The sequence below is a fragment of the Fictibacillus sp. 23RED33 genome (genome assembly GCF_015903925.1).
GTDB lineage: Bacteria > Bacillota > Bacilli > Bacillales > Fictibacillaceae > Fictibacillus > Fictibacillus phosphorivorans.
In genome coordinates, this window is the sequence record NZ_JACZDX010000001.1 from 591,954 (window position 1) to 616,301 (window position 24,348).

Sequence of the window (24,348 nt, forward strand, 5' to 3'; positions counted from 1 at the left end):
AATGTGCAACATTATAATCCCTCCATTAGATTTATTTCTACCATAGTATAAAAGGAAACTGTATATTTTACACGTGGTTTGATTCCGTATTGACAATATTTCCTTCAAAAACCTTATCTCTTATTGAATCACTCATGATTTCTTATATTTTGGTTATATAATAGGAGTGATATAAATTTATTTGTACTGTTCGTTTATCAACAGGAGGAAGTCATGTCTATTAAAAAACGTCTTATTGCTTCAAATGTTGCTATGATCGTTATTCCTATCGTGTTATTTCTATTGCTTGAACTTATAATCTCAACCCTAATTTTTTCGGGGATAAATGGTACACCTGTTAAAAAGGACTCACAATGGTTTATGACCCTAAGATTCATGGGACTTCTTTTTATTCTGATTATTACAAACGGAATTCTTACCTATATGGTTTCAAAAACGATACTAAAGCCTATTCTTATTCTTACAAAGGCTGCAGAAGAAATAAGCAATGGAAATTTAGATCATGAGATTGTATCCGTAAATAAAGATGAATTGGGAAAACTATCTGAAACATTCGAGAGCATGAGGATTCAGTTAAAAAAAGCAAGAGAGGAAAGTGAGCTGTACGAGAACAATCGAAAAGAATTTGTCGCGAGCATCTCACATGACTTGAAAACGCCGCTCACATCCATTAAAGGTTACATCAATGGGGTATTAGATGGAATAGCGGATAATCCAGAGATGAAACAAATGTATTTACAGACCGCCTATCAAAAAGCCGATGATATGGATCACCTGATCAATCAGCTGTTTCTGTATGCAAAGTTAGATTTGGAACAATTTCCATTCCAGTTTGAACCCGTTCATTTGGAAAACTATTTTGCGGATTATCTGGAGGAGCTTCAATACGATCCTTCCTTTAAAGATGTAGCATTCACATTTCAATCAGAGCCGAGTGAGAACTATTCGGTCATGGCGGACCGGCTGAGTTTAGGTCGAATCATCGATAATATTATTCAAAATAGCTTGAAGTATAGTGACAAAATAGAGAAAAAGATGTCCGTTTCCCTTCAATCTAAATCCGATGCGGTCACTGTGAAATTTGTGGATAATGGGAAAGGAATACCGAAAGAATCTTTGCCTCGCATTTTTGAAAGCTTTTACCGCGCAGATCCATCTCGGAACAAAGCAACGGGTGGAAGTGGTTTAGGATTGGCGATCGTAAAGAAAATCGTTGAGGGACATGGTGGAGAGATTTGGGTTGAAAGTGAAGAAGGAAAAGGCACTTCTATCTATTTCACTTTAAAAAAAGCGAAAAGTAGGGAACAGCAATGCCAAACGTATTAATCATTGAAGACGAAACAAGCATCGCGAAGCTTGAGCAGGACTACCTGAAGTTCAACGGAATCGAGAGTGATATAGCTGAAACAGGAGATGAAGGGTTACGAATGGCTCTTAAAGGCTCTTATGATTTAATCTTGCTTGATTTGATGCTGCCAGGTGTAGATGGTTTCGAACTCTGCAGCCAGTTGCGTGAAAAGCTGGAGATTCCGATCTTGATGGTAACCGCAAGAAAAGCGGATATTGATAAAATGCGTGGCTTTAACCGCGGAGCAGATGACTATATCGTTAAGCCCTTTAACACCAATGAATTAGTTGCGAGGGTGAAGGCTCACATCTCCCGTTACAAGCGCCTTACCAAACTTGAAGAGAAACCGGACTTCATCGTCATTAAAGGTCTGGAAATCCTTTTAAATTCCCGACAGGTTTTTGTGGATGGGAATGAAAAGAAATTAGCAGTGAAAGAATTCGATCTGCTGAAATTTTTAGCGATGAATCCAAATATCGTCTTTAGTAAAGAACACTTATTTGACCAAATATGGGGACTGGAATCGATGGGAGATATGTCGACGGTAACGGTTCACATAAGAAAGCTAAGAGAAAAAATAGAAGAAAATCCAGCCAAGCCACAATATATCGAGACCGTTTGGGGAGTCGGGTACAGATTTAAGAATGGTATGTAGAAATGAAGGTAATCACGAGCCTTCATTTTTTTTCGTGATTTAATAAATTCTTAAGAATTAGCTAAGGAACCCTTTAGTTTTACTCAGTATGATGACTCCAGTAAGAGGATTGAACACAAAAATTATTCAAAAAGGGGTTATCATTCATGAAGAAAAGCATCACGTTTGTATCAATATTATCGCATCTTTGGGTGCAGTGGATCATGTTAGGAAGTATGCTCGTAAATACGTTTTTGTTATATCCTAATATATTTTATGATGTACCAAAATCACTTGAAACCGCTATGGAATTTATGGAAGTAGCCAGCCCACACACGTACTTCCCTCCAATTGGTATGGCAAGTATCATAACGGGAATCTTAGCATTAATTTTGGGATGGAAAGTGAAGTCTGCTCGAGTATGGATTTTTTGCAGCATGCTGATGATTGTGATTGAAGGTGCGATTTCGATTGTTTTTGAATGGCCACGTAACGGAATTATGTTTCTTGAAGGAACAGAAGTACATTCAATTGCTTTCCTAAAAGAAACGGCTAAAGAGTTTGTCTTGATTCATAGCATTCGAGTTGGGACGAATATTCTTGGGTCTATATTAATATTTATTGGTTTTATGAAGTATTATAAGAATTGTTTAATTCAGGAGAATAACAATTAAAAATAGAGCTCGGTTTTTTTAGACCGAGCTCTTTAATAAAAGTATAAGTATGGGAGTTTCTTACTTGTCCCTTAAGCTAAATTGTAAATTATAGCTTCTATTACGATAGCTATATTTGGTCAGCCGGGTAAACCAGACCAATCTGTCTTCTAGCCTCATCCATAATCTTCATTACTGCAAGTGAATTCGCATGTGAGTTCACTTTAGACTCAAGTTCACCACGTTCAACCAGCTCGATAAATTCTTTTGCTTCGTAATACATCTTTGGTTTATTCTGCTCTACTGTAATGTCTTCTGTACTTCCATCACGATAACGGATTTCAATCTTTGTCATGTCTTGTATATGATCGATCAAAATACTTCCGTTCTCTCCTTGAATTTCAGAAGGTACGTATGAATTTGAGATCTTGGAGTACATCACAACGGCTTCACTCTCGCCATAGTTTAAGAGTATACTCCCTTCACCATCGACGCCAGACTCAAGCAGGTAGGCGTTTGCTTTAACATCTACAGGTTCTCCGAAAAGGACGACCATCGGATACAAACAATAAATTCCGATATCCATTAACGATCCATTTGAGAACTCAGGTTTGAAAGCGTTAAGGATTGTGCCTTCTTTATATTTATCGTAACGGGAAGAATACTGGCAGGAGTTTGCAAAATAACGGCGGATCTTACCGATCTTATGCAGGTTCTCTTGAACGCTCTTAAAGTTCGGTGTAACGGTCGAACGCATAGCTTCCATCAGCAGTACGTTGTTCTCTTTTGCGACAGCGATCATTTTTTCTACTTCCCATGCATTCGATGCCATAGGTTTTTCACATATTACATGCTTGCCATGGTTCATGAGCGTGATGGCATACTCTGCATGGAAAGAGTTCGGGCTAGCAATATACACCGCATCAATGACATCACTAGCTGCCATCTTTTCTAAATCTGTAAACGTATGTTCAGCACCATTCTTCTCAGCAAATTCTTTCGCTTTTTCTTCTGTACGCGAATAAACGGCGCTCAATGTAAAACCTTTAACTTCTTTAGCGGCAGCAATAAAGCTCTCTGTAATCCAATTCGTTCCAATAACTCCAAATTTCAAGATCACTCATCCTTTCACACGCTGTAGGCAGTACTGTTGCTTATCATAGTATGTATTCTACTCCTATAGTCATGATTTAGACAAATAATGAGGACTGTCGCACTATTTTTGTAGAAAAAGGTTTCTTACTATAACATACGGGGTAAATAGAAGTTAAAACCTGGTAAGGAGGGATAAGTTATGCTTACTATGACCAATCATAACCAGCAAACGATAAAGCCTTTGGATTTGCCAGTATCACGATACGTGCTTAAAGAACAGTCTGTAGTTGAACAAGAAAAGCGCAAGCCAGAATTTGAATTAACGCCTTTGAATCCGAAATAAAAGACGCTATATATGAAATATGAAGAAAGCGAAGACCTTAGGGGATCTTCGCTTTTTTTGTTTTATTTTTTGGAATTATCCTAAAACAGACAACGAGATTCCGATTCCATTCACAATTCCATGAATGATGATCGCTGGAATAATGGAACCCGTTTTTTCATATACCCAGCAAAAGACAAGACCTGATGCAAAGTTTACCGGCAATGTGTTATAAGTAGGTATGTGAACGATCATGAAAATGAACGAACTTAAAATCATCGCCTTTTTAACACCCCATCGTCTGAACCATGTATACAAAAAACCACGGTAAAAGATTTCTTCATAAATTGGGGAGACAACCGCTGCTGATAAAAAGCCTATCATGAATGTAAAAGGTGTAAGATCAGCCTTTAAACTGTCTGTCTTAGCATTATTTGTTCCTATGGTGAGGACATCCATCACTACGACAATTGCGATACTAATGAGTATAAGAAGTATTGTCCATAGAACAATTGTTTTCCACATTTTTTTTGTGAGTGGTGCAATACCCACTGCACGCCATCCTAACTTGTTTGGTTTTAACGCGATCCAATAAACACCTGAAGTAAATACGATTGCCATGCAGAAACCAGTTAATGTTCCCGCGTACAATGTGCTATCCAGCCATTGAAGCAACTGATCATAAAGTACATTCTCCAATAGAATGGGTACGCCAACCAAACAAAGACCTAATAACAGAATGAGTTCGCGATTGTTCCATTTTCTCTCTGTAGTCACTTTCATCTAATTGTTCCTCCTGATTAACTTGTTATAATATGTTAATTGTAAGTGGTGACGTAACGTAACCTGCAAGAGAAAAAGGAGAAATAATAATGAGCTTATTTTCAACAGGAGATGTTTCAAAGCAATATGGCGTTTCCGTAAGGACTCTCAGATACTATGATCAAATTGGACTGCTTTTACCAAGTATCAAGAGTGATAGCGGTAGAAGAATGTATACGAAAGAAAATCTGCAACTATTAGAAAAGATTACACTCTTAAAATCTTTGTCTCTACCTTTAACAGAGATAAAAAAAATAATAGGAGAAGTTACGATAAAAGATATTCTTACGGTACAAAAGAAAGATGTTCAGACTCAGCTGGATCAATTTCATTCAGCGTCTGAAAAGATAAATACACTTCTCCATATTCTAGAGATTGAGGGAGAGTTGAATTGGGAACATATCCTATCTCTCGTCCAAACAAATGAAGGTGTTAAGATTTCTGATAAGGATAAAAACTGGGAAAAGTTCTTTTCAGATAACGAGAGAAAAACGCTTCAATCTTCTTTACCGAAGCTTGAGGATGCAAGTACTGCAAAATGGGTGAACATTTTAAAAAGAATAGAAATCTGTTTAAGAAACAATAGTGAACCAACGTCAGAAGAAGGTCTATTAATTGCATCAGATGTTTTACTCTTATCTCATGAAATGTTCCAGGGAGACACCGAATTAGAGGAAAAGTTTTGGAACGCTCGAAAATCCGAAGGTTCATCACACTCACTAAATTTATATCCCATTAGCAATGAAGTCTTAGAATTTTTGGATAGAGCTATTGTCAGTTATCAAACTATTAACACATGACCAAAGTTTTATAAAAATGTAAAACTTTGGTTTAGTACCTTGTGAGATTAGGGTATCAAGAAATAGACTCCAAAATTATTCATGAGGTGAAAAGAAAAGATGAAAAAGTTAATCGTTTTGATTGTAGCTTTAAGTGTGATGGTTTTAGGTGGTTGTAACATGTTGATTGAAGATGATTTTAATGCGTATTTGGATGATCGTAATAATCTCATTGATAAGGAAACTAAGTTATTTGAACAAGCACAAACCGATTTTGCTAAGATGATTGAAGATCCTAATGCAAAGGAACAAGTGAAAAAAACGATTGATAAGTATGAAGCACTTGTAAAGGAAGCTGAAGGGATAAGCTCCGATAAATTAGAGGACTTGAAAACGTCTCAAGATCATTTTGTGAAAGCGATTCAGTCTAATGCAGAAGGGATGAAGTTAAGTCTATCTGCATTTGAAAAACAAGACACCGAATTAGATAAAAAATCTCAAACAAAGTTTGAAGAAGCACAAAAAGCTGGGAAAAAGAGTGAGAGCGAATTAGAGAAGTTTGCGGAAGACAACGACTTTACATTAGAAGAAACAGAGACAAAAGAATAATAGGATTATAGGAGCTGAGCATACTCAGCTCTTTTTCTTATTTAAAGTGATAAATTTTGGTAATTGAAGAGGGTATTACAGATAGAGTATAGAAGTTATTGGATGGTCAATTATGGAATGTATGTTAGGGAGCTGTAATGATGAACGTTCATCTAGTGTTTGGAGAATCTACGGCTGGCGCAATTAAATGGATGCTTAGTAAGGTGAAACGCCAGTACAGCCTAATTGGTTTTCCTGATTTTTTTGCTATTGGCCCTATTCATGAACTTGAAAATGAAAAGGGTTTAGTAGGTCGAGTGCAGTGGTTCAAAGACAATATGGCAAAAGGGGACATGGAAGCTTATTATACAAATGAATATGAAGCAGCTTTTAGGCAAGGGCTTCAGGATATTTGTGATATTCCCACTGATGCACGAATTACAATTTGGAAAGCTGAAAATGCTCCGGAACAAATCGGCTTGAGATTTGTGTTGAAGTTACTTGAAGGTCGGGAAAACAATATTCATGTGATTAATGCTAGTGAAAGTTTTAACAAATATTGCAAACCTCCTGATATCTTCTATTCATCTTTGCACAGTAGTGAGATATCTCCAGAAAATCTAAAAGTCATTTTAGAGAAAACGAATAGCTACGAACCGATCTCGCGGGAATATAAAACTCAACTAATTAGAGAGTGGGAAGCATTGACCGTATCAGAAGAAGTGTTGAGACTTTGGGAAGATAATGCAATTACAAGTGTTTCTGTTGACCATCTGGATTCGTTTATCATTAATTCGGCCAGACGTTTGGAGTGGAAGTATGGAGAAGAATTTAGAGAATGCTCACGTCTTGTAGGTGATGTGATCGTACATATTGAACAATATGTTGGTGACGCGTTTATCTTTAACCGAATTCTTTATATGATTGAACAAGGGATTTTTGAATATGAAGGAACACTAAGCAAGATGAGGAACTTTAAAGTGAGGCTTGCAAAAGAAAGAATTCTTAGATAAGAAACGGAGAGAAATTTGATGAATCAAAGCGTGGAAACAAATGTTAAATTATCAGGAGACAATATTTATATTAGATTATTGACCGTTGAGGATGCAGAGGATATGGTGAATCTTCAATTAGAGAACCGGGAGTTCTTCAGTAAGTTTGCCATGGAACGCAGCGATGATTTTTATTCCCTTGAAAATCAGCAGAAACGAATTCAGATGTTAGTAGAGAATGCAAAACAAGATTTAGATTACTATTTTGGTATTTTTACAGTAGGAGAAGAGGTACTGATTGGGACGGTCAACCTGTTTGCTGTAATGCGCGGATCCATTCAAAGTGCCTTTGTCGGATACTTTTTAGATGAAAAGCACAATGGAAAAGGGTACACGACAGAAGCTGTGCGTTTGATTGTAAAATACGCATTTGAAGAGATTAACCTTCATAGAGTGGAAGCGGGTGTGATGCCGCACAACGTTGGTTCTATTCGAGTGTTAGAAAAAGCTGGTTTTGAAAAAGAAGGACTAGCTCGTAAAAATGTAAAGATTAATGGAAAGTGGGAAGATCATCAACAAATGGCTATTATCAATCCTGCTGATTGATGAAGGATGCGGTCAAGTGATGAGGGAGTCTAGGTGATAGGTTCGAGTCCTGCGGGATGTTCCAGTGTATGGAAGATTTAGTGAGTTGAGCAGGTAGTAAGCTTGCATACTTGTTGATAAATGTAAAAAATCTTTACATTCTTTATTTGTTATATCCATCGAAATGATAAGAGCGTAATCCCTCAGAGCTCCAATATGTGCAGTCTTAGAGGTATGAAAACAGGCTGCACACTCCCATTTAGCGTTTATCCGATTCATTTGAGTGTTACATTCTGAGCAAAGCACCCCTGTTATCAACTCACTTTTATCAATTCCATAATAGCTTAGGATATCGGGATTATATGGTTCGTTTAACTTCATCAATAATCTTTTGATTTTTTTCCTTTCTTTCATCAAGAGCACATCCTTTTTATATTGAGCATTGAATTCTTCATACTTACTAGGTAACATCGGGCTTTTAATTACTAACTTTAATGCATTTCTATATGTCTCTGAACTATCAACAAAAGTTCGTGAATTAGTAATAACAACTAATGTTTCAATGGGGATCTTAGGGATTTTGTGCTGTTCAAGCACCTTGATTTAAATGGAAAGATTGTCGTTTTACTTGTTGAATAGGGTCTTCAAAGATTTCTCTTCCTTTACTTGAAGTCCGAATGAGTTGTCCATATTTATCATCAAAGACAGTTCTCCTGTATAGTTTTTTATCTCTAACACAATAAGAAATTTAGAAGTAATAATAAGTGTATCAATCTGAAAAAAGAATTCCATGTGCTTAATTCGAATATTATGGATAATATCAGCCTCTTGTTTTGGTAGATACCGATAAAAATACTGTAGGGATTTTTCACCGTTATGGCCAGCCATATATTTTGCCAGATTTCCTTCCAATTTTGAACGTTTTTGATGACAGCTTTCTAATCTGTCAATAACTGTGCTGAGTTTTTGTATGACATAGGGAATGTGCGGTTGTTTTTTTATAAAATAGCCTCCTTTAGGGTTATGAACTCATTATAGGCCTCCATAATTTGGCTTTCAAAAAACTAGTTTCTGAATAACTGAACCTTAAAATAGTGTGAATCAAATAATTTCTTAGGGAAATCACATAAAAATTAACACTCATCACATAAAAAATGGGTATTATCACATAAAAAATGACCGACATCACATAATTTTATAATCCAGAGCTCCTAGCACTGTCTACGGAACTATCCCCGCCGCCGCTAATGTAGTATAATTCAAATTACTGCTTGAAATAAGCACAAGAACGGTCATGGAGTGATAAGAATGAGTAAAGCAAAAGGCAAGAAGAGTGGCGTTGGTCAAGGAACAGGGAAAAAGGGATGGAACCGCTGGAAAACCAGCAGTAAGAAAAAAGGTCCAAAACCTTATGTGAGTAAAGGTAAGAATAAACCAGAGAACGAAAGTGGAACAGAAAACAATTAACAAAAATAGAACAGCCCAATGCTGTGAATGAGCCATCTGACTACTAAAGTTAGGTGGTTTTTATTTTGGAATAAATCACTCAAATCTACCATAAGATGAACTATTCAATGGTAAATGGGAGGGACGAGCTTTGACTACACAAAATACGAACTATACCATATCAGAAGACTTGATCATAAAATATAACAAACTTAACGAGAAGAAAAAAGAATTAGAAAAAGAACTAGATGAACTAAAAAAAGTCTTTCATATTTATTTTGATCATTTAGTTGGCCAAAATGAGAAAGGTGAAGTAACAGTAAACAACTACAAATTGCAGCGGCAGATCCGAAAATCAGAGAAGCTTCACGAAGAAAAGACAGTGAATAGACTCACTCAGTTGAATATGACAGATCTCATTCATCATGTACCAAAACCAGATGAGGAAAAGGTAAAGTCTGCGATCATGCTCGGCTTGTTAAGTGAAGGAGATTTGGAAGGGTGCTTAATTAAAAGTGCTTCACAAGCGATTGTTGTTAAAACACTTAAAGCATAAACGGTAAAAAGCAGCTCCCTAAAAGGGAACTGCTTTTCTTATTCTGCCTTCTGCAGGACACCGACAGCTTTTGAATTTCTGATTTTCTGCAGAATACCTTGAATGGACGTGTATTCGTCATAGAGGAAAACAAGTGTATCACCTGGCTCTGAGCATTCCCATGCTTGAATCAAGGCCTCAGCTTCTTTAGGATATACAGAAACGGATGTAATGCCCTCCGCTTCTTTTACACCTGTATATAGGTGATGAACCGTTTCTCCAGGAATCCGTCCCCTTAGGTTTACATCTTCTTTGATGATAAAAATATCAGAGTGAGCTCCAAAGATTCGGCCCATCTCTTGTATCGTTTGGTCTTGTCTGTCTCCAGCTGCTGATCCAACCGTTATTACTCGACCACTCTTTAGTTGATCTACCGTTTCAAAAAGTGCCTTCAAACCTGCAGGGTTATGCGCATAATCTACTACAATTGTACGATCATGAATGTTTAGTACATTAAAGCGTCCTCTGTTTTGATTTTCCGATGAAAGAAAAGTGATCACTTTGCTTCTTAATTCAGACAAAGGTCTACCTAATGAATGAGCGGCTGCGAGTGCGCCTAGGACATTTGCGATATTATGTCGGGCAGCGCCATTAATCGTAATCGGAATGTGTGATACAGGAAGGAACCTTTCCGCTTTACCGTTCTCGTTGAATACCACCCAGTCATCTTCTAGATACCAAACTTTTAACCCTTGATTTAACTGATCTTGAATAACTGGATTCAATACTGATAGGGAGAAAAAGATTACTTCGCCATTTGTATGATTCGCCATATCCACACATCGTGAATCGTCAGCGTTCAAAACACATGTACCTTTAGGAAGAACAACTTCAGCAACTGTTTGCTTTAATTTCTTCAAGTCTTCTAATGTTTCTACCCCATTTAAGCCAAGATGATCTTCACTAACGTTTGTTACGATTCCAACATCACAATAGCGAAACGCAAGGCCTTCGCGCAGCATTCCACCACGAGCGGTCTCTAAGACGGCAACATCTACAGAAGGATGAGCTAGAACTTTACGAGCACTTCTTGGTCCGCTGCAATCTCCTGCATCTAGTTGCTGATCACCAATCCAAACTCCATCAGAGCACGTATATCCAACCGTGATGTTTTCCTTTTGTAAAAGATGTGATACAAGACGAGTGGTCGTCGTTTTTCCATTTGTACCTGTTACAGCCACAACGGGAACCGCAGCTTCCTCACGAGAAGCAAACAGATAGTCCACGATGGCTCCACCAGCATCTCTACTTTTTCCTTGTGATGGATGAAGATGCATACGGATACCAGGAGCTGCATTCACTTCAAGAATGGCAGCTTCACCTTCAATAAAGGAAACCGTTACATCGGGCGATAAAATATCGATTCCTGCAATATCAAGACCTACTGCAGCAGCAGCTTCAATGGCCATGTTACGGTAGTCAGGATGAACGTCTTCTGTCACATCGATTGCAGAACCACCTGTAGACAGATTTGCGTTACCTAATACTTCTAGAGACTCTCCTTTGTTTAATACGGATTGAAGAGAATAGCCACTCTTCTCAAGATGAACGACCGTACGTTCATCTAAAGGGATCTTGCTCATTGCCTTTTCATGACCATCACCACGTAATGGATTTAAGTTTTCTTCATCAATGAGTTCAGCAATCGTCTTATATCCGTCACCGATCACAAATGGTGGAAGACGAAGACTTGCTGCAACTAACTCATTATTTACCACGAAAAAACGGTAATCATTTCCTGCATAATATCGCTCTAGAATATATGAAGTACCTTCGCTGAACACACAGCGGAAAGCAGCAATTAAATCTGTATCATTTTGAATATTTGTTATGATGTTCTGACCCTGTCTCCCATTAAGCGGTTTAATGACAAGCGGATAACCAATTTTCTCAGCAGATTGCAGCAACTCATATTCATTGGAAACTACATCACCTTTCGGAACTGGGAGCCCAGCACCTCTTACTAATGTTTTGGTCATATCTTTATCACAAGAATTTTCTACTGCCAAATAAGACGTTTGGGAGGAGATAGTCGCTTGGACGGATTTTTGCTTTTTACCCGTTCCTATTCTTAAGTAGCTATTTGTTCCGATACGCTCTACTGGAATCTTTCGTTTTCTTGCAGCTTCATAAATGGCCTCTGTACTCGGACCTAATTTATGTAGATGGTACAGGTCAGAGGTGTGCGAGATGTACGAGACAGCGCTGATTTCATCTCCTGCTAAGATAGAGGTTACAATTTCAAGGGCAGCTTCAAAAGCGTATAGACCTGATTTCGGTTCTACATAATCATAGGTTACAAAATAAATTCCTTTTCGTTCACTTGTGATCGTTTTTCCCCGTTTCACTGAAATACCAGCAAGGTGCTGAATTTCAAGTGCAATATGCTCTAAGATATGTCCGATCCAAGTTCCTTCATGAAGACGTTCTACAAATCCACCAGCATACCCCCTAGAACATGTATGTGTGTGAAGGGAAGGGATGACTTTTAACAATGTATCTGTAAAACCCGGTAGAGTGTTAGAGGGTTTTTCCTCAAATTCTTCTATATCAAGCTCAATCCATATAGTAGGTTTAAAGCTGTAAAGGTTCGGTCCTGTTAAGTAATTGACGCGGTTGATTTTCATTAAGACGTTCTCTCCTTAAGTGATGATTAATTCTCGTTTGTATAAGTCAAAAACAGCACCTGTTCCTAGTGTATGGAAACGGATATCGGAAATCGTCATATTTCCTTTATTCTCAGCGATGTCTACGTAAGTCGAGGTTTTGCCATCAAATATGCTGACGTTGTACTCACCGATTACCTCAAACTGCTTACCGTCGTTATGAACCCAGATTGCCGTGTTTTCATCAATTCCGATGCCAATGATCTGAGGATTTAACGCGATAGCTCGCATGAGACGACTAAAACGGTCACGCTGAGAAAAGTGCTGATCAATAATTACGTCTTCTAAAAATCCAAAGCCTGAACCTAACTCAAGTATAGAAACATCTTCTTTTTCAAACAGTTTTGATGATATTATCATCAATCTGCTCATTACAGCAGCACCGGCACTCGTTCCACCGATAATCAAACCGTCTTTCCATTCTCGAAAGAGGTGTTTATAAAAAGATGTCCCACCTAAAATGCTTGTTAATCGTAATTGATCGCCGCCTGTCATGAAAAGACCAGACAGGGAAGAAAGCTGTTCGGGTAATTCAGGATCTTCCGCTTTTTCACGGGAATCTAAATGGAAAAGTAGTGGCTTCGTACCATGCAATGTTTGAAACAGTTGATAGTATTCACTGCCTACTTCTTCCGGATAGCCGGATGCAGTTGTCAGGATTCCGATCGGTCCCTGACGATTTTTACATAGTGCAGAGAATCTAGATAAGATTATTTTCTTTTCGCTCTTGTCCTCATTGCCACCAATGATCAGCAGATCACCTTTTGCCATCTTTCATCAGCCTCTTATTCATTAAGTAGTAGGAAAAACAGGTCGAAATAATCGTCCATTTCGCCCTGTTATGTATTCCACGATCCGCTAGTATTCAAACCTATTTGAGGAATTATTTAACTATTTATTTAAATAGTTAAAATTTTTGTAAAATTATATAGATTCTTGTCAAAACAATTAGTATAATTTACCTATTGGGAGTATTTTACTTTCTAATTTTTAAAAGGGGAGGAGTTATGATTCGTTTAACTATTTAAAGGGAGGATGTATAAATGGAAAAAACATTACTTCTTCGATCCTACGAAATTAACACGAGCACGATGGCACTCTTACCGTTTTATAACGAATACGGAGAGGTTCAAACCGAGATATTAGAAAGCGAAAAAAACGAAAGAGTTGCACTCAGTCCAATAAAGATCATTAACGAGAGCTGTTTGTTCTTTGGATCTAGCTATGAAGGCAGGCGTGAAGCAGTGCGTCGTTCAATGGGCTATGTTAGTCTATCTCCTATCATGATTAACCTCGAACTTGGCATTTTCTTTTTTCCTGTAGAATCTCCTAAGAATGAAACGTGTATCTGGTTATCCCAATCACATGTTCAACGGATAGATTCTATAGATTCCGACACATGCAGTGTCCACTTTAAAAACACCGCAAATTTAATCTTACCCCAATCTAAATATGCATTAGAGGCTAAACTTTTCCGAACAGCACAATATAGATATATTCTTAGTGAGCGAGTGAGTGAAAGAATAATAAGATATTAAGAGAAGTAGAATAATAGAATCACGCCCGATGCAATATGCATGGGCGTTTTTTCATTCAATGTTTTTCATTTATCTGGAACTTTCTTCCTTATGATGCGTATAACCAGTTAAGGAGGAGATGTTATGAAACACGTAATAAGCTGCATCGTAACCGTAATCTTAATGCTAGTCGTTAATTATGTGGTGGCCAACCTTTTGGGAGTGACGTTTATTGATTTTTCATTATTTGTTGGTTTGATTTTTGCTCTCACGATTCGATTCTTCACTTCAAAGGGCGGAATTTCATCTAACATGGTTCGTATGCAGGCTCAAGCGATGACAGGTATTAAGATTGAAGAAGAAAAAGCTACGTTCAAACCAAGTTATCCTTATTATACAGCTATTATTTATACGCTTGTTTCGTTAGTCTCCATCTTTGTTTATTACAAAGATTATTTTATTTAGTAGATAGTTGATTTTTGATGTGAAAATGGCAACAATGGATATTGAACATCGTTAGAAGAATTTAAACAGGAGTGTGCCATCAATTGAATCTGCGTTTTGGTCGTTTATCATTATGGTTTTGCATTGCGGGAATTGTTCTTGCTGGCTGGCCATTCATCGTTCGAGATGATGTAGCTCAACAGGTTGCTATCTTTCTATTTAGTGGAATCATGCTGTATTTTATCGGTGTGATTTTAAGCATTATAGCTATTGTCAAAAAAGAAGCTGGAAAAGCGAAATTTTTCGGGTTGTTTTTTATATTGTTCATGGCTCTGATCTCCGTATTCGGCCTATTGTTATTATCGTTCGGGATTGGTGGAAAATAAAAATTTTTTTGCCGCTAGAGAAGTAGATACTGTGGTTGTTTATCGAAGAAATTAAGATAATGTATGATCTGTTGAATTATAGAAAAAGCCTTCCCAATGGGAAAGGCTTTTTTTCTAGTTTTAAGCTTGTTTTCTTCCTTCTTCTACATCATCAAGTGCTACATCTTCATCGAAAGGTGTGTCGAACTCAGTTGAAATTGGAGCGGTGAATAAGGAAATACCCACTATACTAACCAATCCGGCAGACATACCATAAAGAATGGGATTCGTAGCTGTAAGTCCTTCAATAAACAATCCTGCTAGTACAACAACTGTAGAAATTAAGATTGCGTAGAATCCTGAATTAGGAGTCGCTCGTTTCCAAAAGAATGTCATAACAAGTGGGATGAAGATTGCTCCAGATAGTATTGCATAAGCCACATCAAGTGCAACGAGTACATCTTGAATCCATATGGAAAAGGTAATGGCGATTAAGCCGATAATAAGTGTTGTGATCCTTGATGCTCTAATCATTTGTTTGTCAGTAGGAGATTTTAAGAAATACTGTTTTAGAATGTCGTTCGTTATTAAAGTAGAAGACGCAAGTAACGAACCAGATGCGGTTGACATAAGTGCTGAACACACACTTGCAAGTACAAGTCCTAAAATACCAGTAGGGAGAATGGTAAGAGCCATCTCAGCAAACGTGTTCTGCGGATTATCTAGGGTAGGCAGCACCAAGAATGCACACATTCCGATGATGCTTCCTGCAATCGCGTATGCAAAGCTATAAACTCCGGCAAAGATAGAGCCGTTTCTAGCAATCTTACTAGATTTTGCTGTGAATACTCGTTGCCAGATGTCTTGTGATACGACCATACCAAGTGCAAACAACAAAAAGTATTGGAAGATCTGCTGATAACCGATACCTGTGAAATCTAAGTGAGACTGAGGAAGTTCTGTTAATAGATTTCCTAAACCATCGACTTTTGAAAGACTCATAGGAACCATAATGAAGAAGACACCGACCGTCATTACGATAAATTGAATAATATCCGTAACTGTAACACTCCACATACCGCCAAGGATTGTGTAGAAGAGAACGATTCCTCCGCCTACTAACATGGAAGTCGTTAAGCTCCAGCCTAAGAGTACATTAATGATCGTTCCCATCCCGATTACTTGGGTAACTGCAATCATCAAAGTATATATGGATGCCACGATGGCACTTAACAGACGTGTTTCGGATTTGTATCGTTTTCCTAATAATTCACTGATTGCTGTAACTTTTAATGAATCGATCTTTTTTATAAATATAGTACCTAAAAGAATAATGCCTAAACCGATCATAGATACAAACCAAATGCCGGAAATTCCAAACTGATATCCTAGCTTTGTCGTTCCAATCGTAGCTGCACCGCCTAAAATAACGGCAGACAAACATCCAAGATACATAAACATGCCAAGGTTTCGTCCTGCAAGAGTAAAATCTTCAGAAGTCTTTGCTTTAGTAGAGCCAATGATTCCTGCACCGATCAATACGGCAAAATACAAAAGAATAATAACTGTATCAAAAGTTTGCATAATAAAAAACCTCCTTTTTAGTGTAATGCTTTAACCATGCAATTTACGCGTTTTGATAGTTTTCCGAGAGTTGTGCATGCATCTCTTTCAAATATTCTTCAAGTGACTCTTCAAGGACAGCAAGACCTTGATCAATCTGCTCATGATTGATGGTAAGAGGAGGGATCATTCTAATTACTTCACCATGATTTCCACAAAGATAAAAAAGAACGCCTTTCTCTAAACACTTGTCTAGAATTTTCATTAGTGCTTGACCGTCTGGTTTACCTGTAAAAGGATCGATGATTTCAATTCCAATCATAAGTCCGACCGCACGAATGCTGCCGATCAACGGAGTTCGTTCCTGAAGCTTTTTCAATTTTGTACATGCATAATTTCCCATGTTCTTTGAGTTCTCAATGAGCTTTTCTTTTGTTAGGACATCAATAGTAGCGAGCGCGGCTTCGCAAGCGATAGGATTTCCACCAAATGTTGTACCATGACTGCCGAGGGGCCATTGTTGCATCAGTTCTTTAGAAGCAACCGTTGCACTTAGTGGCAGTCCTGAAGCAATCCCTTTTGCGATAGCCATGATGTCTGGCGTAACTCCAAATGTTTGAGCAGCGAACCATTCACCTGTTCTTCCAAAACCGGTCTGAACTTCATCGAAAATCAGCAGAATACCATGTCTGTCACAAACTTCTCTTATCTTCTTCAGCCAGCCACTCGGTGGGACAATATAGCCTCCTTCACCTAGAACGGGTTCCACAATCATACAGGCGACTTCTTCAGGAGTTACTTGATGATTGAAAAGTGTTTCAAAATCTTTCTCAAGCTTCTCGATAACAAACGTTTCTGAATCTACTCCACTCGGTGCGCTCTTTTCATCTGCGTAGGGAACTTGATAGGCAAGACCGTTCGGCTGCAGAAACTTGCGGTATTTGCTTTTGGATGTTGTCACGCTCAACGCACCTAGTGATCGACCATGAAAGCATCCGGTAAAAGAAATAACGTAAGGTCTTTTAGTGACATGCTTTGCGAGTTTCAGCGCTCCTTCAATTGCTTCAGTTCCGCTATTGGCAAAAAAGAAACAATCCAAATCACCGGGTAGAACATGAGCTAGTTCCTTTGAAAGTCTCAGGATTGATTCATACATGATGACCCCAGATGGCCCGTGCATGAGATGATCTGCTGCATCTTTGATAGCTTGGACCACTTTTGGATGACGATGGCCAGTATTTGCCGTTGCAATACCAGAAGTGAAATCAAGATATTGTTTTCCATCCAATCCATAATAGTAGCAGCCTTCTGCTTTTACGACGGGTAGGTTCGGATGATCTTTTGCCATACTAGGCGCTAAAAGGTTAGGCATTTCGGTTACAAGGTTGCTCCAGTTGTTCATTGACACGTGTATTACCTCCTTGATATTCCATTCTCATGTTGTATAAATAATTTCTATATAGAATATCCATGCAAGGATCATGCCAAAAAACTAAATAATCTGATATTTTTTCATTTTTCTTACGATTGAAGGCTGACTAGTGCCGAGTGCTTCTGCCATCCGTATGGTCGTTTTAAATTTCTTTCTTGCTGTTAATAAAATTTGTTTCTCTGTTTCATCTAACATTTCTTTAAGTGTTTGTTCTGCATGAATAGTTGGCGAGGGTGTAGATGTACCTTTTTTTACATGATCAGGAAGATGTTCATCCGTAATAAGAGTCGTAGGGGAGAGTACGACTAATCGTTCCATGATGTTGATTAGTTCTCGTACATTTCCCCTCCAATCATAGTGCAGAAGATGATGAATGACAGCTTCATCTAATCTTTTCTTCTTGTTGTACTTTTTTTCAAATTGCTCTAAAAGCATATGTATGAGAGGTACGATATCTTCTGTTCTCTTTCTGAGTGGTGGAATCGTGACGGGTACAACATTTAAACGAAAATAGAGATCTTCACGAAAAAGCTTCTCACTTATTGCTTTCTGAAGATCTTTGTTCGTAGCAGATATCAAACGGAAATCTACACGGATGGGTCTCGTTCCTCCTACACGATAAAACTGTTTTTCTTGAATGACTTTTAACACTTTTACTTGGTGCTGTAGGGGAAGTTCACCGATCTCATCTAAGAAGAGTGTGCCTCCGTTCGATAGTTCAATAAGACCGACTTTGCCTTTTTGATGTGCACCTGTAAAAGCGCCAGGTTCATAACCAAATAATTCCGCTTCAAATAAAGAATCTGGAATAGCGCCACAGTTAACTTCAATGAATGGACCTTTTGACCGGTGACTTTTATTGTGAATGAATTTAGCTAATAATGATTTTCCAACACCAGATTCCCCTAGGATTAATGCATTCACATCAACTTCTGATAACTGAAGTGCTGTTGAAACTGCTTTTTTCATATCTTCACTTTTGGCGATGATTCCAGCATCATGAAGCTGTTTGTTTCTTAATAGTCCAAGCTCCGTTTTTACACGATGCATTTCTTCTTCCATGGCAAGCAAAAACTCTTTATATTGAGCCAGTTCAGTAATGTCGTGTGAGTAGCTTACAATTCTATATAATTCGCCTTGTTCGTTATAAACAGGGATTCCTGTAACAAGCAGTTTTTTTCCTTTATTCGTTGTTTGAACAAACGTAATCTTTTTATTTTCTTTTACAACCATTGGAGTGAGAATCGGTGTAAATAACCCTTGAGCTTCTAAATCATAAACGGATTTTCCGATTAAACTATCTGATTCTACTCCGTAGATTTTTCCTGTAACTTCACTTACTTTAAGGATTATACCCTCTACATTTGTAACTAAGATGTCGTCTTTTAAAGAATGAAGAATTTGTTCATTTTCGTTCCAATCTTTTGATTGACTCAAGTTCATCAGTCCTTTTATCAGTTAAATAAAATATTCATTTCTGAATAATTATTTATTTATGAATAATTATACGATTGTTCAATGTGGATGGATATAGAAACTGAGAATATTTTTTATATAAAACGAAAGGTAAGAGGTGGATTGAAGGGATAAGGGAGAATACAAATAAAAAAAGGACCAAAACAATGGTCCTTTTTGCCTCTATTATAGAAGTTCAGTTTTTAACTCAACGTCAATGTTGCCGCTTGTTGCTTTAGAATATGGACAAACACCGTGAGCTGTCTTTACTAATTCCTCAGCTTCTTCTTGTGTTACACCGTTAACACCTACGTTTAAAACTACTGCTAGTTTAAAGCCGCCATCTGTATCTTTTCCGATAGAAACTTCAGCAGTAACTTTCGATTCAATTCGTTTTTTGCTTTGACGCGCAACAAGGTTTAGTGCTGAATCAAAGCAAGCGGCATATCCTGCTGCAAATAGTTGCTCAGGGTTTGTTGCGTTTTCACTTCCAGATCCTCCAAGTGCTTTAGGCATAGCTAACTCATGATTTAGAACACCGTTATCACTCTTTACTGTACCTGCTCGTCCACCTTCAGCTGTTGCTTTTGCTGTGTATAATGCTTCCATTCCAAACACTCCTTTTGTGTAAAATTAAATTGTGTACAACTGAATAACTCGTAATCATCATAACGCATACTTTTTGTAGAGTCAAACAATTTAATTGTGTAAAACTAAATTGTGTTATAATGCAAGTACCCTTTATAAAAAGAAAGGAAACATCATGAAAAGTGAAACGTTAAAATTAGAAAATCAGATATGTTTTAAAATCTATACTGCAGAACGTGAGATTACAAAGCTTTATCGAGAGTTGTTAAAAGAACTCAACGTCACATATCCACAATACTTAGTTTTGCTTCTTTTATGGGAAAAACATTCATTGTCTGTAAAAGAATTAGGCCAGCGCTTGTTTTTGGATTCCGGTACACTTACTCCAATGCTTAAACGAATGGAAGCAAATGGGTTGGTGGAAAGAAAACGGTCACCTGAAGATGAAAGAAGTGTCATTATTTCATTAACAGAAAAAGGGGAAGGTTTAAAAGAAAAAGCGGAGTGCATCCCCAGTCAGCTTACTGAAAACATCTTAATGAAAAAGGAAGAAATGACCCTTTTAAATAAAACACTTACATCGATGCTGGACCTGCTACAGAACCATTCAAATTCAAAATAAAGAAAAGCGCTTAGAGAAAGGAATCTAAGCGCTTTTCTTGTTCTTACATGAATACATTAAGAGTTACAAATGAACAATAAAGAAAAACTCACATAGAGGGATGAGCATGTTCAAAAAACGGCGAGAGAAAAAAGTTGAGGAAAAGAAAAACATCGAGGAACAACCTAAAACTAGTCCTGAGAAGACTAATTGGGTGGAGGAACTTTCCGAATCGAATGACTTTGTTAATGATCATACATCCTTTGAGAAAACAGAACCATTTTGGATATCATATTTTAGAACACTTGTTATGTCAGAAACCTTGTATAGAGATGTGGTGCCTTACCTATCTGAAAGTGATTCCTTAGAAAAAGTAAAAAATAACATCCCCATTCAGCAAACAGTCGTAACATCAGACACAAAATTAATAAAAGAAAAGTTGCTGCAAGGATTTTCGGCAATTCGAATTGCAGAGAATGATATAGAATGTTTACTCGTTAATGTTGCGAATAGTAAGTTCAGAGATATTTCATTTCCTATGATGGAAAGTACGGCTCTTGGTCCTCAAGCTGGTTATGTAGAAGAAATGGATACAAACATTAACTTGATAAGAAAACATTTACCATCCTCAGATCTGCATGTAAAAGAGATGGAGATAGGAAAATTATCTTCAACAAAAATTGCTGTCATCTATATGGATTCCATTGCGGACAAAGACAATGTAGAAACCGTTTTACAACGAATAAATGATGTTCAATATATATCTCAGATAGTTCTTACTTGGCTTCTATGATTGAAGATAATACGAATTCTCTTTTTCCTCAGATTATTCCAACAGAACGAACGGATAGAACCATTGCAGCACTTACAGAAGGGAAAATCGTAATCGTTGTTGATGGATCTCCAGACGTTTTAATCGCACCGATCACATTAGCAGAATCGGTAGTGGCTATGGAAGATTATTATGTCCCTTGGTTAATTGCGAACTACTTGCGGTTAATTAGGTTATTTGGCCTTTGTGTATCGATAGTGATTTCACCTCTTTATATAGCCGTTTTAACCTATCATTATGAATTGATTCCGGCAAAGTTACTTGACTCATTAGTAGCATCCAGAGCAGCAGTTCCATTTCCACCTATTATAGAAGTTCTCATATTAGAAATAAGTGTTGAATTTATAAAAGAATCAAGTCTCCGCCTTCCGACTAAAATAGGCACGACTCTCGGTATTGTTGGGGGGATAGTAATTGGACAGGCAATTGTAGAAGCCAAACTAACAAGCAGTGTCTTAATCATTTTAATCGGTTTAAGTACGTTAGCTTCCTATACTTCAGCAATTTATAAGTTCAATAACTCGGTAAGGCTTGTTAAATATCCAATAATCGTATTGGCGCAATTTCTTGGTTTGATCGGAATTGTCATCGGACTGAACTTCCTGCTTGCTCATTTATTGCGTTTAACGTCACTGGGACGGCCGTATATTGGATTTTATCCGTTTCGTATGAACATGTTTAAGGATCTGTGGATACGCTTGCCGTTTTCTGTGCAAAAAGAAAATCCCGATAATCTAAGACCACAAGTAAAACAAAGAGCTGTGTTCGATAGGAGGAGTCCAGGACCGCCTTCTGATTTTGATGAATAACGGAAAGGAGGTTGATTGATCATGCAAGTAAACATTCGGCACCAAGTATCACCTTATTTCTTGTTCTTCATCATAATAGGTGCACAAACCGGTGTAGGAATACTAGGTTTTCATCGAATTATTGCAAAAGATGCTGGCTATGATGCTTGGATCAGTGTTCTGATCGCTGGGGCAATCATTCAACTTATCATGGCAGTAATGATTCATCTTCTATCTTCTGCAAATGGTGATATTGTGGATGTACATAACCAATTATACGGTAAAACACTTGGATCCATATTGAGCGGGATCATTATGTTTTATTTCTGGTTGGCCGCTGTTAGTGTACTAAGGGAGTATATTGAAATTATCCAAGTATGGATGTTCCCTACATTACCAACATGGGTACTTGCTTTACTGATTCTTACATTATGTTACTACATTATATCTGGTGGATTCCGAGTAGTAGCAGGTATATGTTTTGTAGCTGTCATATATACGTTCCTTCTTTTCTTTAACCATTTTTATTTACCTAGAAATTATATTCATATAGATAACGTTCTTCCTATATTGGATCATACCTTCGTTGATCTATTAAGGTCTGCTAAAGAAACAAGTTATTCTATGGCAGGGTTTGAGATCATTTTAATGGTCTTTCCCTTTATAAAAAACGCTAGATCATCCCAAAAATTTGCTCATCTAGGCATAGCATTTACAACTTTATTTTATACGGTAGGAGCATTTACTACTTTCTTATTTATTAGTGAGAAACAAATACAGACTACGATTTGGGCAAGAATTAATATTAATACTTTAACAACCTTTTCGTTTATCCAAAGGATTGAGTATATACTCGCTTCGTTGTATCTCATTAAAATCGTAACAATCATAACGCTGATGCTTTGGGCATCGAGCAGAGGCTTTAAAAAAATTTTTAAGAAAAAACAAAAAGCACCATTACTTGTCTTAATGGCTTCAAGTTTGGTCCTATGCCAGTTGCTGGATGATCGTTACATTCTTCATTCGTTCTTGGATATGATCTCTGGCATTTCACTAGGGTTATTTTATCTTTATATACCTTTATTGTGGCTTTTTTATATAGTGGTTAAAAAGAAAAAGAGGATATTATGATGAAGTGTTTATTCCTTCGCATTTCTATCATTTTAATGTTTGTGTTATCTGGTTGTAAGATCGTTCCAACACAAAATACAAATGAAATTAGTATTATTCAAGGTGTAGGTTTCGATCTAACTTCTGACAAAAAATTATTAGGAACCATTGTGTACCCAGAATATAAGGTAGATGAAACTTCAACAATAGAAATATTAAAAGCTGAAGGGGAAACCGTTCAAGAAACCATCGATCGTTCTCAAAATGAAGTTCAATATCCCTTGGTCACCGGCCAGCTTCGTATTGCATTGTTTGGTCAAAAGCTTGCAGAAAAAGGCTTGTTTCCATTTATTGATACGATAAACCGCACACCCGAAATTGCAAATACTATACAGCTCGCTATTATTGAAGGGGAAGCTTCGGAATTACTCTCGATAAAAAAATATGGGAAAGAAAACATTGCTTTGTATCTTTCTGATATGATTATCCAAAACGCCAAAATAGGGGAACTGCCGACTTCTGATCTTTCTATCTTTTCATACAACTACCATAATGACGGGAATGATCCATACTTGCCCCTCCTAAAAAAAGAAAAAGACAAAATTAAAATAAATGGAGTTGGCCTATTTAAGGATGATCAATTAATAACGACGTTGCCTATTAAGGATGTATTCACACTAAAAATGTTGGTAGAACGTTTTAAAATGGGTACACATCAATATAAGATTAACGAAAATGAGTTTGTTGTAATCAACAATATCAAATCAACACCACACTATAAGGTCAAAATAAACAAAGGTACCCCTGAATTTAATATCCAGATAAAAATGGGTGCCAGAGTTCAAGAGTATCGAGGTAATAGACCACTTACAGCTAATCAAAATAAAGTAAAAGAACTTCAGATGCAAATAACAAGGAAGATTGAACAAGATGCTGCAAGAATTATCAAATTACTTCAAAATAATGGGGTTGATCCGATCGGTCTAGGTTCTAAATATGAAGCTCATTACCGTGACTTTGATTTAAAAAAGTGGGAAGAGCAATATCCAGATGTAAAAGTGAAAGTGAATGTTGACTTAGAAGTGATACACACCGGTGTTGTAGAATAAAGGAAAAGGACTGCCTTTT

27 protein-coding genes are annotated in these 24,348 nt (G+C 37.3%); 18 read left to right on the forward strand and 9 right to left on the reverse strand.

What is annotated here, in order from left to right; all coding sequences use genetic code 11:
- The first annotated feature begins 213 nt into the window (after positions 1-213).
- The 3 genes from IHV09_RS03120 to IHV09_RS03130 all read left to right on the forward strand — a co-directional run bounded on the left by IHV09_RS03120 (position 214) and on the right by IHV09_RS03130 (position 2,656).
- Positions 214-1,326 carry a sensor histidine kinase gene (locus tag IHV09_RS03120; RefSeq protein ID WP_197263595.1) on the forward strand — a complete coding sequence of 371 codons (1,113 nt, stop codon included), beginning with the start codon at positions 214-216 and terminating at the stop codon, positions 1,324-1,326.
- On the forward strand, positions 1,311-2,003 hold the full coding sequence (locus IHV09_RS03125) for a response regulator transcription factor (protein WP_197263596.1): 693 nt from the start codon (positions 1,311-1,313) through the stop codon (positions 2,001-2,003). Before IHV09_RS03120 ends, IHV09_RS03125 begins: the two co-directional genes overlap by 16 nt.
- A 146-nt stretch (positions 2,004-2,149) precedes the next feature.
- Positions 2,150-2,656, forward strand: coding sequence for a hypothetical protein (locus IHV09_RS03130; protein WP_197263597.1), 507 nt, complete (start codon positions 2,150-2,152; stop codon positions 2,654-2,656).
- A gap of 109 nt (positions 2,657-2,765) precedes the next feature.
- Here IHV09_RS03130 and IHV09_RS03135 read toward each other — a convergent pair whose 3' ends face one another.
- Positions 2,766-3,752: a Gfo/Idh/MocA family protein gene (locus IHV09_RS03135; protein WP_197264129.1), complete on the reverse strand. Its 987-nt coding sequence runs from the start codon at positions 3,750-3,752 to the stop codon at positions 2,766-2,768.
- A 177-nt stretch (positions 3,753-3,929) separates the two neighbouring features.
- Between IHV09_RS03135 and IHV09_RS03140 the strand changes: the two genes are divergently transcribed.
- A complete protein-coding gene (locus IHV09_RS03140) occupies positions 3,930-4,073 on the forward strand; it encodes a hypothetical protein (RefSeq protein ID WP_197127283.1) in 144 nt (47 codons plus the stop codon).
- Positions 4,074-4,148: 75 nt separating this feature from the next.
- Here the strand turns inward: IHV09_RS03140 and IHV09_RS03145 are convergent, their stop codons facing one another.
- On the reverse strand, positions 4,149-4,835 hold the full coding sequence (locus IHV09_RS03145) for a CPBP family intramembrane glutamic endopeptidase (protein WP_197263598.1): 687 nt from the start codon (positions 4,833-4,835) through the stop codon (positions 4,149-4,151).
- Between the two features lie 89 nt (positions 4,836-4,924).
- Between IHV09_RS03145 and IHV09_RS03150 the strand changes: the two genes are divergently transcribed.
- The 4 genes from IHV09_RS03150 (at position 4,925) to IHV09_RS03165 (ending at position 7,839) form a co-directional block, all read left to right on the forward strand.
- Positions 4,925-5,674, forward strand: a complete 750-nt coding sequence (locus IHV09_RS03150) for a MerR family transcriptional regulator (protein WP_197263599.1) — start codon at positions 4,925-4,927, stop codon at positions 5,672-5,674.
- Positions 5,675-5,773: 99 nt separating this feature from the next.
- Positions 5,774-6,262 carry a hypothetical protein gene (locus IHV09_RS03155; protein WP_197263600.1) on the forward strand — a complete coding sequence of 163 codons (489 nt, stop codon included), beginning with the start codon at positions 5,774-5,776 and terminating at the stop codon, positions 6,260-6,262.
- A 140-nt stretch (positions 6,263-6,402) separates the two neighbouring features.
- Positions 6,403-7,254, forward strand: a complete 852-nt coding sequence (locus tag IHV09_RS03160; RefSeq protein ID WP_197263601.1) for a DUF1835 domain-containing protein — start codon at positions 6,403-6,405, stop codon at positions 7,252-7,254.
- Positions 7,255-7,272: 18 nt separating this feature from the next.
- Positions 7,273-7,839 carry a GNAT family N-acetyltransferase gene (locus IHV09_RS03165; protein ID WP_197263602.1) on the forward strand — a complete coding sequence of 189 codons (567 nt, stop codon included), beginning with the start codon at positions 7,273-7,275 and terminating at the stop codon, positions 7,837-7,839.
- A 603-nt stretch (positions 7,840-8,442) separates the two neighbouring features.
- On the opposite strand, the gene IHV09_RS22765 is transcribed toward IHV09_RS03165, so the two are convergent.
- A complete protein-coding gene (locus IHV09_RS22765) occupies positions 8,443-8,706 on the reverse strand; it encodes a nuclease-related domain-containing protein (protein ID WP_197263603.1) in 264 nt (87 codons plus the stop codon).
- A gap of 420 nt (positions 8,707-9,126) precedes the next feature.
- Here IHV09_RS22765 and IHV09_RS03175 point away from each other — a divergent pair, with 420 nt between their 5' ends.
- Both IHV09_RS03175 and IHV09_RS03180 read left to right on the forward strand, forming a co-directional pair.
- Complete coding sequence (locus tag IHV09_RS03175) at positions 9,127-9,285, forward strand: DUF3934 domain-containing protein (RefSeq protein ID WP_191752836.1); 159 nt, start codon at positions 9,127-9,129, stop codon at positions 9,283-9,285.
- Between the two features lie 130 nt (positions 9,286-9,415).
- The gene (locus IHV09_RS03180) at positions 9,416-9,820 is read left to right on the forward strand and encodes a hypothetical protein (RefSeq protein ID WP_197194740.1); all 405 of its coding nucleotides are present in this window, start codon (positions 9,416-9,418) and stop codon (positions 9,818-9,820) included.
- A gap of 38 nt (positions 9,821-9,858) precedes the next feature.
- On the opposite strand, the gene cphA is transcribed toward IHV09_RS03180, so the two are convergent.
- Both cphA and IHV09_RS03190 read right to left on the reverse strand, forming a co-directional pair.
- Entirely contained in the window at positions 9,859-12,486 is a 2,628-nt protein-coding gene (gene cphA, locus IHV09_RS03185; protein WP_197263604.1) for a cyanophycin synthetase, read from the reverse strand.
- Between the two features lie 15 nt (positions 12,487-12,501).
- Positions 12,502-13,296, reverse strand: coding sequence for a cyanophycinase (locus IHV09_RS03190; RefSeq protein ID WP_197263605.1), 795 nt, complete (start codon positions 13,294-13,296; stop codon positions 12,502-12,504).
- 272 nt (positions 13,297-13,568) lie between these two features.
- Here IHV09_RS03190 and IHV09_RS03195 point away from each other — a divergent pair, with 272 nt between their 5' ends.
- From IHV09_RS03195 to IHV09_RS03205, 3 genes are all read left to right on the forward strand, one after another.
- Positions 13,569-14,063: a competence protein ComK gene (locus IHV09_RS03195; RefSeq protein ID WP_197127291.1), complete on the forward strand. Its 495-nt coding sequence runs from the start codon at positions 13,569-13,571 to the stop codon at positions 14,061-14,063.
- 123 nt (positions 14,064-14,186) lie between these two features.
- A complete protein-coding gene (locus tag IHV09_RS03200; RefSeq protein WP_197190503.1) occupies positions 14,187-14,507 on the forward strand; it encodes a hypothetical protein in 321 nt (106 codons plus the stop codon).
- Between the two features lie 83 nt (positions 14,508-14,590).
- Positions 14,591-14,872, forward strand: a complete 282-nt coding sequence (locus IHV09_RS03205; RefSeq protein WP_197127293.1) for a hypothetical protein — start codon at positions 14,591-14,593, stop codon at positions 14,870-14,872.
- 120 nt (positions 14,873-14,992) lie between these two features.
- Here the strand turns inward: IHV09_RS03205 and IHV09_RS03210 are convergent, their stop codons facing one another.
- The 4 genes from IHV09_RS03210 to IHV09_RS03225 all read right to left on the reverse strand — a co-directional run bounded on the left by IHV09_RS03210 (position 14,993) and on the right by IHV09_RS03225 (position 19,910).
- Positions 14,993-16,435, reverse strand: a complete 1,443-nt coding sequence (locus IHV09_RS03210) for a sodium:solute symporter (RefSeq protein WP_197263606.1) — start codon at positions 16,433-16,435, stop codon at positions 14,993-14,995.
- A gap of 43 nt (positions 16,436-16,478) precedes the next feature.
- Positions 16,479-17,816, reverse strand: coding sequence for an aspartate aminotransferase family protein (locus IHV09_RS03215; RefSeq protein WP_197128180.1), 1,338 nt, complete (start codon positions 17,814-17,816; stop codon positions 16,479-16,481).
- A gap of 90 nt (positions 17,817-17,906) precedes the next feature.
- Positions 17,907-19,289, reverse strand: a complete 1,383-nt coding sequence (locus IHV09_RS03220) for a sigma-54 interaction domain-containing protein (protein ID WP_197263607.1) — start codon at positions 19,287-19,289, stop codon at positions 17,907-17,909.
- 198 nt (positions 19,290-19,487) lie between these two features.
- On the reverse strand, positions 19,488-19,910 hold the full coding sequence (locus IHV09_RS03225) for an organic hydroperoxide resistance protein (protein ID WP_066392468.1): 423 nt from the start codon (positions 19,908-19,910) through the stop codon (positions 19,488-19,490).
- 154 nt (positions 19,911-20,064) lie between these two features.
- Here IHV09_RS03225 and IHV09_RS03230 point away from each other — a divergent pair, with 154 nt between their 5' ends.
- The 5 genes from IHV09_RS03230 to IHV09_RS03250 all read left to right on the forward strand — a co-directional run bounded on the left by IHV09_RS03230 (position 20,065) and on the right by IHV09_RS03250 (position 24,329).
- Positions 20,065-20,511 (forward strand): MarR family winged helix-turn-helix transcriptional regulator, encoded by a 447-nt coding sequence (locus IHV09_RS03230; protein ID WP_197263608.1) that lies wholly within the window; start codon positions 20,065-20,067, stop codon positions 20,509-20,511.
- 106 nt (positions 20,512-20,617) lie between these two features.
- A complete protein-coding gene (locus IHV09_RS22595; protein WP_197263609.1) occupies positions 20,618-21,283 on the forward strand; it encodes a spore germination protein in 666 nt (221 codons plus the stop codon).
- Positions 21,280-22,131, forward strand: coding sequence for a spore germination protein (locus tag IHV09_RS22600; protein WP_255520081.1), 852 nt, complete (start codon positions 21,280-21,282; stop codon positions 22,129-22,131). Before IHV09_RS22595 ends, IHV09_RS22600 begins: the two co-directional genes overlap by 4 nt.
- 21 nt (positions 22,132-22,152) lie before the next feature.
- Positions 22,153-23,241: a GerAB/ArcD/ProY family transporter gene (locus tag IHV09_RS03245; RefSeq protein ID WP_197190499.1), complete on the forward strand. Its 1,089-nt coding sequence runs from the start codon at positions 22,153-22,155 to the stop codon at positions 23,239-23,241.
- Complete coding sequence (locus IHV09_RS03250; protein WP_197190498.1) at positions 23,238-24,329, forward strand: Ger(x)C family spore germination protein; 1,092 nt, start codon at positions 23,238-23,240, stop codon at positions 24,327-24,329. Before IHV09_RS03245 ends, IHV09_RS03250 begins: the two co-directional genes overlap by 4 nt.
- Positions 24,330-24,348: the final 19 nt, after the last annotated feature.